A 14368-nucleotide genomic window follows, 5' to 3' on the forward strand; every position below is an offset into this window, starting at 1 on the left:
GTGTCGCCGGATGCGGAGCGAACGCGGGCGACCAGTGCATCCACAACCGTTCGGGATGCGCCAGATGAGCCGGTTTGGGTCCAAGACTCACTCCTGCTCACTGATTAGGAACGGTGGGCGACGACGACCGGGCCCGGCGCGGAGGAGCAGCGCCAGCCTCTGACCCGTGCGTGGGGCGGCATCGACGACAACACGTCGGCCACGCCCGTGTACCAGGCACGGCGAGGCACTCCGGGCGGACCGGGTGGCCAGTGTGTGGGCCACCCGGTCCGCGAGCCCGGCCGGCCCGGGGGGAGAGGGCCGGACCGGGTGATACGTGGCTTGTGTGCGCCTGCGGTGGCGACAACGTTGTCGAGATGGTCTGTACATGACTGTACTCCTGCAGCGGACAACGATGTCAAGGCTGTTCACCCGCAAGGCTGACACGGCGGAGCACACCGGCCGAGGCTCCGGCTCCGCTCGACGTCCGCAGGCGGTCTTCCGCGGTACGGGCGGCGCGCGTTACTGTCCCTGCGGCTTGTGCGACCCGTGGTGCGCGACCCGTCCGAAGGAGGAGGGGACGCGTCATGCGTTTCCGTCCGACGTCCCTGCTGCTGGCCGCCGTCCTGGCGGTCGGCGGCTCCCCCACTCTCGGCTTCGCTCGAGCGGGGGAACCCCCATCCCCGGCGCTCGCCGCGAGCGCCGCACCGCCCGATCTCGTCCGCGATCCCACCGGGTACGTCGACCCACTCATCGGCACCAGGAACGGCGGCAATGTCTTCCCGGGCGCCGTCGTCCCGTTCGGCACGCTCTCCTGGAGCCCCGAGAACACCCGCGGCGACGCGACGAGAACGGCCGCACCAGGCGGTTATCAGTACGACGCCACCCGCATACGAGGCTTCAGCCTCACCCACATGTCCGGCACCGGATGCGCGGGCGGCAGCGGTGACATCCCGTTCTTCCCCTACGCGGGCGAGGTCACCTCCTCCCCGGCGAGCGACACCAAGGACGCGGTGTACGCTGCCGACTTCACGCACGCCGCCGAGACCGCTGAGCCCGGCCACTACCAGGTCGGTCTGTCCTCCGGTGTGACGGCCGATCTGACGGCGACCACGCGGACGGGCTCGGGCCGCTTCACCTTCCCCGCGGACAAGCCGGCCTCGCTGCTGATACGGACGGCCAACTCCGAGGTGGGGTCCTCGGATTCGTCGATCACGATCGACCCGGCGAGCCGCACGGTCTCCGGCTCGGTCACCTCGGGCAACTTCTGCGGCTACCTCGACCCGGAGGGACAGCGCAGCTATTACACCCTCTACTTCACTGCCCGCTTCGACCGTGACTTCACGGCCACCGGCACCTGGCAGGACGACAGACTGAGCCCGGGATCGACCCATGCGCGTGGTGACACCGGCGGCTTCTCGCACGGCGGCAGACCCGTGGCCGGCAAGGGGGCCGGCGGATACGTCGAGTTCGTGCCCGGCTCCGGCCCGGTGAACGTCAAGGTCGGCATCTCGTACGTCAGTCAGGCGGGCGCTGAGGCCAACCTCAGGGCCGAGAACCCGGATCGGCGGTCCTTCGAGTCGGTGCGGGACGCGGCCCGCAGCGCCTGGCGTGCGGAGCTGTCCGCGATCCGGGTCGGGGGCGGCACGGACGAGGACCGGACCACCTTCTACACCGCGCTCTACCATGCGCTCCAGCACCCGAACGTGATCAGTGACGCCGACGGGCGCTACCGCGGCAGCGACTCCGCGGTGCACCGGGTCGGCCGCGGCCACAAGGCCCAGTACGGCACCTTCTCCGGCTGGGACATCTACCGCGACCAGGTGCAGTTGCTGACCCTGCTGAACCCGGACACCGGATCCGACATGGCGCAGTCCCTGTATGAACTGGCCCGGCAGAACGGGGGCGTCTGGGACCGCTGGCTGCACGGGGCGAGCGGCACCCATGTCATGAACGGCGACCCGTCGCCGACCGTCCTCGCGGGGATCCGGGCCTTCGGCGGGCAGAACTTCGACCTGCGCGGCGCGCTGGATTCGCTGGTGAAGGCGGCCACGGTCCCGACCGAGCAGGATCTGTCGACCGCGGGCAAGCCGGTGCTCTCCGTGGGCCAGCGCCCGTCCCTTGACAAGTACCTGGAGCACCACTACATGCCGTCGGTCTCCAACGCGTGGGGCGGCGCGGCGGAGACGCTCGAGATGTCGACGGCCGACTTCTCCCTCTCTCGGCTGGCCGCCGCGGCGGGGGAGAAGGACACGGCTGCCACCTTCGCACGCCGTTCCCAGTGGTGGCAGAACAACTTCAACCTGGCGGCCGACCCGAGCGGCGGCTACATGGCCAACCGCAAGGCGGACGGCAGCTGGGTCACCGGCTTCACCCCGGCGACCGGCAACGGCTTCGTCGAGGGGACGGCGGCCCAGTACACCTGGATGGTGCAGCACAACCCGGCCGGGCTGTTCGCCGCGCTGGGCGGAACGGACAAGGCGCTGGCCCGTCTGGACGCCTTCTTCCACAACGCCGACGGCAGCTGGGCCTTCACCGGCAGCGGTGGCGACAAGTCCGAACTGGACAACGAGCCGTCGATCAACGTGCCCTATCTGTACGACTACGCGGGCGCGCCCTACAAGGCACAGGAGACCGTACGCGCGGCGATGAAGGCGCTCTGGTCGACCAGGCCCGAGGGCATCCCGGGCAACGACGACCTCGGCGCCATGTCGTCCTGGTACGTCTTCTCGGCGCTCGGCATGTACCCGCAGGTGCCGTCCCGGGCCGAACTCGTCCTGTCCTCACCACTGTTCCCGCGGGTACACATCGAACGCCCGCACGGCAACGACATCGAGATCCGGGCCGAGGGCGCGGGCAAGGACTCCCCGTACGTCCGGAGCCTGAAGGTCGACGGACGGGTCGGCGACCGTCCTTGGCTGCCCGCCTCCTTCGTCCGGGACGGCGGTCGCCTGGACTACGCCCTCTCCGCGGCCCCGAACCGCACCTGGGGCACCGACCCGGCCGACGCGCCGCCGTCCTTCCGCGAGGGGGAACAGCCGTACCAGATCGGCGTCGGCCCCACCACGGCGACCCTGGCTCCGGGCGCCAGCACCGAACTGGGCATCCGTGCCTTGGCGTTGAGCGGTGACAGGGGACCCGAGGTGCGATTCTCGGTCGACACCCCGGCCGGGGTGACGGCGAACCCCGCCGAGGGCACGGTGAAGGACGGCGCACAGGAGATCACCCTCACCGCGGACACCGCGACCCAGCAGGGGTTCTACGACGTGAAGGTCACCGTGACCTCGGGGGACACCTCGTACGCCCAGCCAGTGGCGCTGACCGTCGCGGCCCCCCGCACACTGCTGGCCGCATACAACAACACGGGCATCTCGGACGATCGGGGTGACCACGACGAGGCCGACTACGACGGCGGCGGCTGGAGCTACTCGCGCCAGGCCCTGGCGGACGCCGGCCTGACGGCGGGCGCACAGGGCACCGCCGGTGGTCTCTCCTTCAGCTGGCCGAGTTCCCCGTCGGCCCGCCCGGACAACGCCTCGGCGACCGGGCAGACCATCGAACTCACCAGGCCCGCCGCGAGGTTGAGCTTCGTCGGCAGCGCCGTCAACGGCAACCAGCAGTCGGAGGCGACCGTGACCTACACCGACGGCACGACGGACGTCGTCGACCTCCCCTTCACCGACTGGACGGTCGGCGGCGGAGCCGGCACGGTCCAGTACGGCAACGAGGTCGTGGCGAAGACGGCGTACCGCAACGTCGCGGGCGCCGACAAGGACCCGGTGCCGACCTATGTGTTCGCCACCACGCCGTACGACGCCCCGGCCGGCAGGACGATCAGGAGTGTGACGCTTCCGGACAACGCGGATCTGCACGTGTTCACCCTCGCGGTGGGCTGAGCGGCGCACGCACGACACGATGGGGCGGGCGCGGAGGGAACTCCGCGCCCGCCCTGTCGTGTGTGCGCCGGGTCAGGCCAGCAGCTCCACCTCCGCCAGGGTCGCCGGGCCGCTCAGAACCAGACGGTAGTGCGTGTAGGAGCCGGTGTGCGGGATCGAGAACGCCCTCGTCTGCCGGTCCCAGGTGAAGGATTCGCCCGAGCGCTGATCGAGCGTGGTCCACCGCGTGCCGTCCTTGGACGCCTGCAGGGCCCAGCCCGTGGGCGCCTTCGTGTGGTCCGCCGGGGACGTCAGGGTGTAGTGCACCGCCTTGGTGGAGTTCGCGACGGGAAGGTCCACGCTCGTCACGGGGGCCTCCGTCACCGAGGTGTTGTCGAAGAGCGGGCCCCCACCCTTGATCACGTCCGCACGCGGCGCCGGCACCTTGTCGTCCTGGGCGATCGACACCGGCGCCGCCGTCTTCCCGGTGCCCCAGGAAGACGGGCGGGAGCCCATGTCGAAGTCCAGCACACCGCCCTTGGCCAGCAGGCTGTGCGGCAGCGACGTCGACGTCCACGGCTCGCCGTTCACCTTCACGCCCTGGACGTACACGTTCCCGGTGCTGTTCTTCGGCGCCCTGATCACCAGGTTCTTGCCGTTCTCCAGGTGCACCGTCGCCTTGGTGAACAGCGGCGACCCGATGGCGTACTCGCCGCTGCCCATTACCAGCGGGTAGAAGCCCAGTGCCGAGAACACGTACCAGGCCGACTGCTCGCCGTTGTCCTCGTCACCGTGGTATCCCTGGCCGATCTCGCTGCCGGTGTACAGGCGGGAGAGGGCCTCGCGGACCTTCGCCTGTGCCTTCCACGGTTCGCCCGCCGCGTCGTACATGTAGATCACGTGGTGGGCGACCTGGTTGGAGTGCCCGTACATGCCCATCCGGACGTCGCGCGCCTCCGTCATCTCGTGGATGACGCCGCCGTACGAACCCACGAACTCCGGCGATGCCGTCTCCGGCGTCGCGAAGTACTCGTCGAGCTTGTCCGCCAGTTCGGCGCGGCCGCCGTACAGGTTCGCCAGACCCCGGCTGTCCTGCGGGGCCGTGAAGGCGTAGCCCCAGCCGTTCGTCTCCGTGTAGTCGTAGCCCCACACCCGCGGGTCGTACTTCGAGGAGTCCACCCGCCAGTTGCCCTGCGCGTCACGGCCCTGGAAGAAGCCGGCCTTCGCGTCGAAGAGGTCGACGTAGTCCTGCGCGCGGTTGAGGAAATACGCCGACTCCTCCTTGTAACGCGCTTTGTGGGTCCTCTCGTAGAGCGCCTGGCCCATCTTCGCGATGCCGTAGTCGTTGACGTAGCCCTCCATCGCCCACGACAGGCCCTCCCCGGTGCTGGTGCTTGTGTAGCCGAGGAAGGGCGAGGTCGCCATGCCCTTGCGGCCCACCCCGGACGACGGCGGCGCGACCGTGGCGTTCTTCACCGCCGCGTCGTAGGCGGCCTCCGCGTCGAACTCCACGCCCTTCACATAGGCGTCCGCGAACGCCACGTCCGAAGAGGTGCCCGTCATCAGGTCCGCGTAGCCGGGCGAGGACCACCGGGAGGTCCAGCCGCCGTCCTTGTACTGCTGCACAAAACCGTCGACCAGTTCGCCGGCCTGCTTCGGGGTGAAGAACGAGTACGCCGGCCAGGTCGTCCGGTAGGTGTCCCAGAAGCCGTTGTTGACGTACACCTTTCCGTCGACGATCTTCGCCCCGGTGTGGGTGGGCGTGTCCGGACCCGTCATCGAGGAGAAGGGGGACGCGTACTGGTAGGTCGAACCCACCTTCTCGAACCCGGAGTTGGGGTACAGGTACAGCCGGTACATCGAGGAGTACAGCGTTGTCAGCTGGTCGGCCGTGGCGCCCTCGACCTCGACCCTGCCGAGCAGCTTGTCCCACGCCTGCTGAGCGCGCGCCTTGACGTCCTGGAACGACGTTCCGTCGGGGACTTCCTGGCTCAGGTTGTCCTTCGCCTGGTTCACGCTGATGAGCGAGGTGGCGATGCGGAGTGTCACCGTGCGGTCGGAGCCCGGCTTGAAGCGCAGATATCCCTTCACTCCCGAGGACGCGCCGTCCGTCACCGGCGCGTCGAACACGCCGTACACGAACAGCCGGGTGGCGCCCGTCGACAGCCCGGACTTCACGTCGGAGAAGCCGGTGACGATCCCCTTGTCCTTGTCGAGGGTCAGCCCTGCCTGCTCGGTCACGTTGTCGAAGATCACGCTCGCGTCGTCGCCGGGGTAGGTGAACCGCAGCACCGCCGCGTGGTCCGTCGGCGTCATCTCCGCCTTCAGGCCGTTCTCGAAGGTCACCCCGTAGTAGTAGGGACGCGCGGTCTCCTTCTCGTGCCGGAACGCCAGCGCCCGTGCCTCTCGACCGGTGTCCGGGGTGCCGGACGCGGCCGACGGCATCATCTGGAACGTCTGCCGGTCACCCATCCAGGGACTGGGTTCATGGCTCGCGCTGAATGCCTCGATGGTGGGCAGGTTGTCCTCGTTGTTGGCCCGGGCATAGTCGTACAGCCAGCTCAGCGAGCCCGCGTTGGTCACCGGGGTCCAGAAGTTGAAGCCGTGCGGCACGGCCGTCGCCGGGAAGTTGTTGCCCCGGGAGAACCCCCCGCTGGAGTTGGTGCCCCGGGTCGTCAGCGCGTAGTCGGACAGATGCGCCTTGGGCTTGTCCGGCGGCGCCGGCTTCAGGGAGACGTCGTCCAGCCAGCCCCGGAACTTCGACGGTCCCTTGGGCGAGTCGTACGCGACCAGGATCCGGTCCACGGTCTTGCCGGCCGCGACCGACCCTATCCGCGAGACCACGTTGTTCCACTGGTTCACATACAGGATCTTGGCCGCGCCCTGCCCCTGCGGGGTGAGCGGGAAGCCGTGCTGGTCGCGCGCGCCGAGGCCGCTCAGATAGGTCCCGTCGGTGAAGGCCAGGTCGACGGAAACGTCGGTGGCGTCGTAGTCCCGGTCCCCGTCCGCCATCGACGGGAAGATGCGGTACGACAGCTGAGTGTCCCGCTCGACGGCCACGTTCACGTCGAAGACCTTGTTGTACGAGTACGCACGGCCGTTCGTCGTGTGTGTGCCCGCGTACCGCAGCGCCCGCTTGCCCGTGAAGCCCATGCCCGCCTTGGCGGTGGGGGAGCCGATCGGGCCGCGGTCCACCAGCGTGCGCATGTCCTTGGGCGTGGGCTCGGTGGTGTTTCCCGTGGAGAACTGCACATCGGCGAGTTGCAGGATGTCCGCGCCGTGGTTCTTGGTGAAGTCGAACCGGAAGTGCTGGTACTCGGCCGGCTCGGCGAGATCGAACGACGCCGTCTGGAAGCGCTCGTCGAACGATGCGCCGGTGCGTGTGTCGAGGGTCTTCCAGTCCTTGCCGTCCGTGGAGCCTTGCAGCGTCCAGTCGGCCGGGTCCCGCTCGGCGAAGTCGTTGGCCGACGTCAGCGCGTACGTCACCACCTTGACCGGCGCGTCGAAGTCGAACTCCACCCAGCCCGTCGGTGCGAACGTGAGCCACTTGGTGCCCGGTTCGCCGTCGATGAGGTTCTCCTTGACCTCGCCGGAGCCCGTGTTCTCGGCGCTGGCCCGGACATCGGTGACCTCATCCGTCACATTGCCCGGAATGCCTGTCGTGTACCCACCGTCCACGCCGGAGGCCCGCTTTGAACCGTCCGCCGCCGTGTCGACGGTGTTGAGCCATGTCGGTGCCGGATCACCCGATTCGAACGACGAAACGAACTCCCGGTCGGCGGCCCCTGCCCGGACGGGCAGGGCGACCGAGGCGCCCTGTGCCCCCATGAGCAACGCGAAGGCGGCCGTGGTCACGACCGCCGTAGAGGCCCATCTGTGCCGAGATCTGTGCTGCATGCGCGAGCACCCTCCCTGCGCTGTGAATATAGGACAACGTTGTCAAGCTCGCTGCGTGAGGCACCAGTAGGTGGCCAAGTGGCCAGTGATGTCAAGGGTGTTGACTGTGGCATTCGGGCTCATTGCGGTGGATATGCCGTTCTGGAAGCGTACGAGCATCCCGTATTTCCGCGAGGTCTCAACTCGGAAAAGCAAAGAGTCAACCTTGCATTCGATCTTGCCCAGTTGGCGGGAAGTGGACTATACCTGTCGGCGTCCGGAGCAGCCGTCTTCTACGGTTCTGACGGCTGTGGGCAGGCATGACCGGGGGAATGGGGAGGCGCGGACCGTTTCGGGCATAAACCGCTGCCGTGCGCCCCACTCAATCCCTCGTGCACGACCCCAGCTTCACCATCACCGCGGTGCCGGGGAGGATCCGGTTCACCGCCTGAGTCCTGGAGAAGGCGAGGACTTGAGCATGGGATCCACTTCCGGCGAGAACACCACCTCCGCAGGCGTCGGCCGGCGCGACCTGATCAAGCGGTCCGCCGCACTCGGTCTGATCTCCGTCCCGGCGATGAGCTTCCTTTCCGCCTGTGCCAGCGGCGGCGGGAACGACCAGGGTAAGGCCGAAACGGGCAAGAAGACCGCGAAGAACCCCCTCGGTGTCAATGACACCGCGCAGATGGAATTCGTGTTGTTCGACGGCGGCTTCGGCAAGGAGTACGCCCAGGACGCGGTCAAGATCTACGAGAAGGACTTCCCGAAGGCGAAGGTCAAGTTCGCGGCCACCCAGAAGATCCAGTCCACCCTGCAGCCCCGCTTCAACCAGGGCACTCCGCCGGACCTCATCGACAACTCCGGCGCCGAGCAGATGGACATGGGTGTCCTCGTCGGCAAGAACCAGCTCGCCGACCTGACCCCGTTGCTGGACGCCGCGTCGTACGACGACCCCTCCAAGAAGGTCCGCGACACGCTGCGTCCCGGCATCGTGGAAATGGGCCAGTTCGACGGCCAGCCGGTCTGGATCCTCTACTACGCCTACACGGTGTACGGAGTCTGGTACTCGCAGAAGGCCCTTGACTCGCTCGACGAGAAGTACCCCGAGACCTGGGACGAGATGCTCAAGGTCTGCGAGAAGGCCAAGAAGAAGGGCATGGCGGGCTGGACGTACGCGGGCAAGTACCCGTACTACATTCCCTTCTCGCTGTATCCGATGATCGGAAAGGTCGGTGGCCGCGAGGTTCTGGACGCCATCGACAACCTGGAGCCCAACGCCTGGAAGCACCCCGCGGTCAAGGCCTGCTTCGAGGCCTACTACGAGCTCTACAAGAAGGGCTACGTCCTCAAGGGGACGCCCGGCCTCGACCACATCCAGTCGCAGACCGCCTGGGCCAAGGGCAAGGCGCTGTTCATCCCGAACGGCTCCTGGGTGGAGAACGAGTCCGCGAACGTCATCCCCAGCGATTTCAACCTCGCGGTCTCCGCTCCCACCGGTCTCGACAGCTCCGACAAGATGCCGTTCGGCACCATCTGGGCCTCCGGCGGTGAGCCCTTCGTCGTCCCGGCCAAGGCGAAGAACGCCGCGGGCGGCATGGAGCAGCTGCGCATCATGCTCAGCGAGGCCTCGTCGAAGAACTTCACCGCCAAGGTGAAGTCCCTGACCGCGTACAACGGCGGCACCGACGGCATCACCCTCACCCCGGGTCTGAAGTCCGGTGTCGCGGCGCTGGAGAAGGCCGGCGACAACGTCGTGAATCCGCGCCTCCAGGACTGGTACGTGCAGCTGCAGAAGGAGAAGATCGGCGTCGCCGGCCTCGGCGAGATGATGGCCGGCCGGCTCACCCCGGCCGAGGCAATCCAGAAGATCCAGGGCTTTGCCGACGAGGCCGCGAAGGACACGTCGATCAAGCACTACAAGCACCAGTGAGGGTCCGTCACCAGCGGCATCACCCGCCCAGAGATCGGGGTCGGTAGCAATGCAGCACGGCAAGTACCGGTTCATCGTGGGGTTCCTGACGGTTCCCCTGGGGCTGTACGCGCTCTTCGTCGTCTGGCCGTTCATCCAGTCCATCTACTACTCGTTCACGGACTGGACCGGCCTGAGCCCCGAATTCAAGATGGTGGGCTTCGACAACTACAAGAGGATGCTCGATGACGAGATCTTCTGGAAGTCGTTGCAGCACAGCCTGCTGTTCGCCTTGGTGCTGCCGCTGGTGACGCTCAGCCTGGCGCTGTTCTTCGCCTTCATGATCAATGTGGGTGGCCGGCGCCGGAGAGGCGGCCCGGTGATCTCCGGTGTCCGCGGCTCGTCGTTCTACAAGATCGTCTACTTCTTCCCTCAGGTGCTGTCGATCGCGATCGTCGCCCTGTTGTTCGCCTTCGCGTACAACCCGGACAGCGGCGCGATCAACTCCCTGCTGCGCGGGATCGGACTCGACAGCGTGCAACCGCTGTGGCTGGGCGACCCGAGCCTTGCCCTGTGGTGCGTCATGGCGGTGCTCGTCTGGTCGACGGTCGGCTTCTTCGTGGTGCTGTTCTCCGCGGGTATGGCCTCGATTCCGATGGATCTGTACGAGGCCGCGCTGCTGGACGGCGCCAACCGGATCAACACGTTCTTCCGGATCACCCTGCCGCTGCTGTGGGACACCGTGCAGTCCGGCTGGGTGTACATGGGCATCCTCGCCCTCGGCGCGGAGTCGTTCGCGGTCGTACAGATCATGACGACCGGACCGGGCGGTCCCGACTACTCGACCACCGTCATGGTCCTGTACGTCTACCAGAAGGCCTTCCGTGACGGTCAGGCCGCCTACGCCACGACCATCGGCGTCGCCCTGCTCATCGTCACCCTGGCCTTCGCGGCCGTGGTGATGCGGCTGGGCCGACGCGAGCGGCTGGAGTTCTGATCAGATGAAGACGACTGACACCCCCGCCCCCGTGCCGGCCGAATCGGGTCTTCCCGTCGCCAAGATCGACACCCCTGCGGGAAAGGCACCCAGGGAGAAGAAAGAGGGCACCGGCCTCAATGTCTTCTCGCACGGGATCCTCGTCATCTGGGCCTTCATGGTGGTCATGCCGCTGCTGTGGGCGGTGATGACGTCCTTCAAGGACGACAGCTCCATTTTCGGCTCGCCCTGGTCACTGCCCGACAAGCTGCATTTCGACAACTGGGCACGGGCCTGGACCGACGCCAACATGAGCGACTACTTCCTCAACACCGTCCTGGTGGTGGGGGGCTCACTCATCGGCACCCTGGTGCTCGGTTCGATGGCGGCCTATGTGCTGGCCAGATTCGATTTCCCGGGAAACCGCTTCATCTACTTCCTGTTCATCGGCGGCATGAGTTTCCCGATCATGCTGGCGCTGGTCCCCCTGTTCTACGTCGTGAACAACATGGGACTGCTGAACACGATTCACGGACTGATCCTGGTCTACATCGCCTACTCCCTGCCGTTCACGGTGTTCTTCCTGACGGCGTTCTTCCGGACCTTGCCGACCTCGGTCGCGGAGGCCGCGTTCGTGGACGGGGCCTCACACAGCCGGACCTTCTTCCAGATCATGCTGCCGATGGCCAAACCCGGCCTGATCAGTGTGGGGATCTTCAATTTCCTGGGGCAGTGGAACCAGTACATGCTGCCGACGGTGCTCAACACCGACCCGGACAAGCGCGTCCTCACCCAGGGGCTGGTGCAGCTGGCCGTCAGTCAGGGGTACAAGGGTGACTGGTCGGGTCTCTTCGCCGGTCTCGTCATGGCCATGCTGCCCGTGCTCGCGGCGTACATCGTCTTCCAGCGCCAGGTGGTGCAGGGCCTCACGGCCGGCGCCCTGAAGTAGGCCCCGGCCCTCCGCCGCGCCGACGCCGCCCCCGTTCGCCGGGGCGGCGTCGGCACGCGTGTCCCAGGAAGCGCAGGCGTGTCCACGGATCGGATCCGCGGCGCGTCCACAACCCGGATGTAGTTCAACCTCTTGACGGGAGGCAACCCGAACGGCTCAGCTTAGAGTTCACTAGTTGGACATAGGCGGGGCCTCATCGAGGCGGCCCCGTGCTCAGGAGGTCGTCGTGGAGACTCCAGGGTCGCAGTCATCGCTGCACCGAGCCAACCTGGAGCGGGTCGTACGCGCCGTGCGGCTGGCAGGATCCCTCACACAGGCGGAGATCGCGAGGACGACGGGGCTGTCCGCGGCAACGGTCTCCAACATCGTGCGGGAGCTCAAGGACCGCGGAACCGTCGAGGTCACGCCCACATCGTCGGGTGGCCGCAGGGCCCGCAGCGTCTCCCTCAGCGGCGATGCCGGCATCGTCATCGGTGTCGACTTCGGGCACACCCATTTGCGCGTCGCGATCGGAAACCTCGCCCACCAGGTGCTGGCCGAGGAGTCCGAGCCGCTCGATGTGGACGCCTCCGCCGACCAGGGCTTCGACCGGGCGGAACGGCTGGTCAGCAGGCTGATCGAGGCGACCGGGGTGGACCGGGCCAAGATCGCCGGCGTGGGCCTCGGCGTACCGGGACCCATCGACGTGGAGTCGGGCACGCTCGGCTCCACCGCCATCCTGCCGGGCTGGACCGGCGCCAAGCCCGCCGAGGAGCTGCGGGGGCGGCTCGGCGTGCCGGTGCACGTGGACAACGACGCCAACCTCGGCGCCCTCGGTGAGCTGGTCTGGGGCAGCGGCCGAGGGGTCAAGGACCTGGCGTACATCAAGGTCGCGAGCGGTGTCGGCGCCGGTCTCGTGATCGACGGCAAGATCTACCGTGGACCCGGTGGCACGGCCGGGGAAATCGGGCATATTACTCTTGATGAATCCGGTCCGGTCTGCCGCTGCGGCAACCGGGGCTGTTTGGAGACGTTCGCCGCGGCACGGTACGTGCTGCCGTTGCTCCAGCCCAGCCACGGCACCGATCTGACCATGGAAGGCGTGGTCCGGCTGGCACGGGACGGTGATCCGGGCTGCCGTCGGGTGATCGCCGACGTCGGCCGTCACGTCGGCAGTGGAGTCGCCAATCTCTGCAATCTGCTGAACCCGAGCCGGGTGGTCCTGGGCGGTGATCTCGCCGAGGCCGGTGAACTGGTTCTCGGGCCCATCAGGGAATCGGTCGGCCGGTACGCGATCCCCAGCGCCGCACGCCAGCTCTCGGTGTTGCCGGGGGCTCTCGGAGGGCGGGCCGAGGTGCTCGGGGCGCTCGCCCTGGCACTCAGTGAAATGGGCGATTCGACGCTTTTGGACGGCACGTTTCCCGCGGTAACCCCTGCCTTCACTTAGAGAACGGATGGCACCGTTGCCATCTCGTTAAGGATTTACTTCTTGACGTCGCACGTGCGGCCGAGTTGACTTCCAGCCACCTCGGCCGCAACGACGCGGCCTCGTCAGGGAGGTTTCTGAAGTGAACACGCGTATGCGTCGTGCGGCCTTCGCCGTTGCTGCTGGTGCCATGGCCGTCGGGCTGGCCGCATGTGGCAGCGCCAAGGAGTCGGGTGGCGGCTCCTCTTCGCCCTCGAGCGCCAACAAGGGCGACGCCATCAAGGTGGGTCTGCTTCTCCCCGAGAACCAGACCGCCCGTTACGAGAAGTTCGACCGCCCCTTGATCGAGAAGAAGGTCAAGGAGCTCACGGGCGACAAGGGCGAGGTGGTTTACGCCAACGCCAAGCAGGACGCCAGCCTGCAGAACCAGCAGGTCGACACCATGATCACCAACAAGGTCGACGTGCTGATCGTGGACGCGGTGGACTCCGCGGCCATCAAGAACTCGGTCCAGAAGGCCAAGGACGCCGGCATCCCGGTCGTGGCCTACGACCGCCTGGCGCAGGGCCCGATCAGCGCCTACACCTCGTTCGACAACGAGACCGTCGGCAAGACCCAGGGCGAGGCCCTCCTCACGGCGCTCGGCTCCAAGGCCAAGTCCGGCAAGATCGTCATGATGAACGGCTCCGTCACCGACCCGAACGCCGGGCAGTTCAAGAAGGGCGCCCACGAGGTGCTCGACGGCAAGGTGAACATCGGCAAGGAGTACGACACCAAGGACTGGAAGCCGGAGAACGCCAACACCAACATGGAGGGCGCCATCTCCGCCCTCGGCAAGAAGAACATCATCGGTGTCTACTCCGCCAACGACGGCATGGCCGGCGGTATCATCACCGCCCTGAAGGCCGCCGGCATCAAGGTCCCGGTCACCGGCCAGGACGCGGAGCTCGCGGGCGTGCAGCGCATCGTCGCCGGTGAGCAGTACATGAGCGTCTACAAGCCGTACGCCCCCGAGGCCGACGCCGCCGCCGAGATGGCCGTCGCGCTCGCCCAGGGCAAGACGCTCGACTCGGTCGCCAAGGACAAGGTCGACAGCCCGACCACCAAGCAGGTCCCGTCGGTCCTGGTCCCGGTCCAGTCGCTGACCAAGGACAAGATCCAGGACACCGTCATCAAGGACGGCGTCTACACGGTCGCGGACATCTGCACCGCCCAGTACAAGGCGGCCTGCGACAAGCTCGGACTGAAGTAACCGGCCGAACGTCGTCGTCCTGTCCTGCGGGGGAATAAAACGCTCTTGAACTCCCCTTCAGGATCGACGAACGAAGGCTCCTCCGGCGCCCCGCACTCACCAGCCCCGCAAGCTCGTTGCGGGGCGCCGGACGGAACATCCCCCCAA

7 protein-coding genes are annotated in these 14368 nt (G+C 67.3%); 6 read left to right on the plus strand and 1 reads right to left on the minus strand.

Annotation, left to right across the window (positions count from 1 at the left end):
• The first annotated feature begins 566 nt into the window (after positions 1–566).
• Entirely contained in the window at positions 567–3875 is a 3309-nt protein-coding gene (locus VXC91_RS02895; RefSeq protein WP_329504828.1) for a GH92 family glycosyl hydrolase, read from the plus strand.
• Between the two features lie 72 nt (positions 3876–3947).
• On the opposite strand, the gene VXC91_RS02900 is transcribed toward VXC91_RS02895, so the two are convergent.
• A complete protein-coding gene (locus VXC91_RS02900) occupies positions 3948–7751 on the minus strand; it encodes a GH92 family glycosyl hydrolase (protein ID WP_329504830.1) in 3804 nt (1267 codons plus the stop codon).
• A 457-nt stretch (positions 7752–8208) separates the two neighbouring features.
• Here VXC91_RS02900 and ngcE point away from each other — a divergent pair, with 457 nt between their 5' ends.
• The 5 genes from ngcE to VXC91_RS02925 all read left to right on the plus strand — a co-directional run bounded on the left by ngcE (position 8209) and on the right by VXC91_RS02925 (position 14221).
• On the plus strand, positions 8209–9660 hold the full coding sequence (gene ngcE, locus VXC91_RS02905; protein WP_329504831.1) for an N-acetylglucosamine/diacetylchitobiose ABC transporter substrate-binding protein: 1452 nt from the start codon (positions 8209–8211) through the stop codon (positions 9658–9660).
• Between the two features lie 49 nt (positions 9661–9709).
• A complete protein-coding gene (locus tag VXC91_RS02910) occupies positions 9710–10636 on the plus strand; it encodes a carbohydrate ABC transporter permease (RefSeq protein ID WP_329504833.1) in 927 nt (308 codons plus the stop codon).
• A gap of 4 nt (positions 10637–10640) precedes the next feature.
• Positions 10641–11564: a carbohydrate ABC transporter permease gene (locus VXC91_RS02915; RefSeq protein ID WP_329504834.1), complete on the plus strand. Its 924-nt coding sequence runs from the start codon at positions 10641–10643 to the stop codon at positions 11562–11564.
• Between the two features lie 226 nt (positions 11565–11790).
• A complete protein-coding gene (locus VXC91_RS02920) occupies positions 11791–12990 on the plus strand; it encodes an ROK family transcriptional regulator (protein WP_329504836.1) in 1200 nt (399 codons plus the stop codon).
• Positions 12991–13123: 133 nt separating this feature from the next.
• Complete coding sequence (locus VXC91_RS02925) at positions 13124–14221, plus strand: substrate-binding domain-containing protein (protein ID WP_329504969.1); 1098 nt, start codon at positions 13124–13126, stop codon at positions 14219–14221.
• Positions 14222–14368: the final 147 nt, after the last annotated feature.

The organism is Streptomyces chiangmaiensis, assembly GCF_036281785.1.
In the GTDB taxonomy this organism is placed as follows: domain Bacteria; phylum Actinomycetota; class Actinomycetes; order Streptomycetales; family Streptomycetaceae; genus Streptomyces; species Streptomyces chiangmaiensis.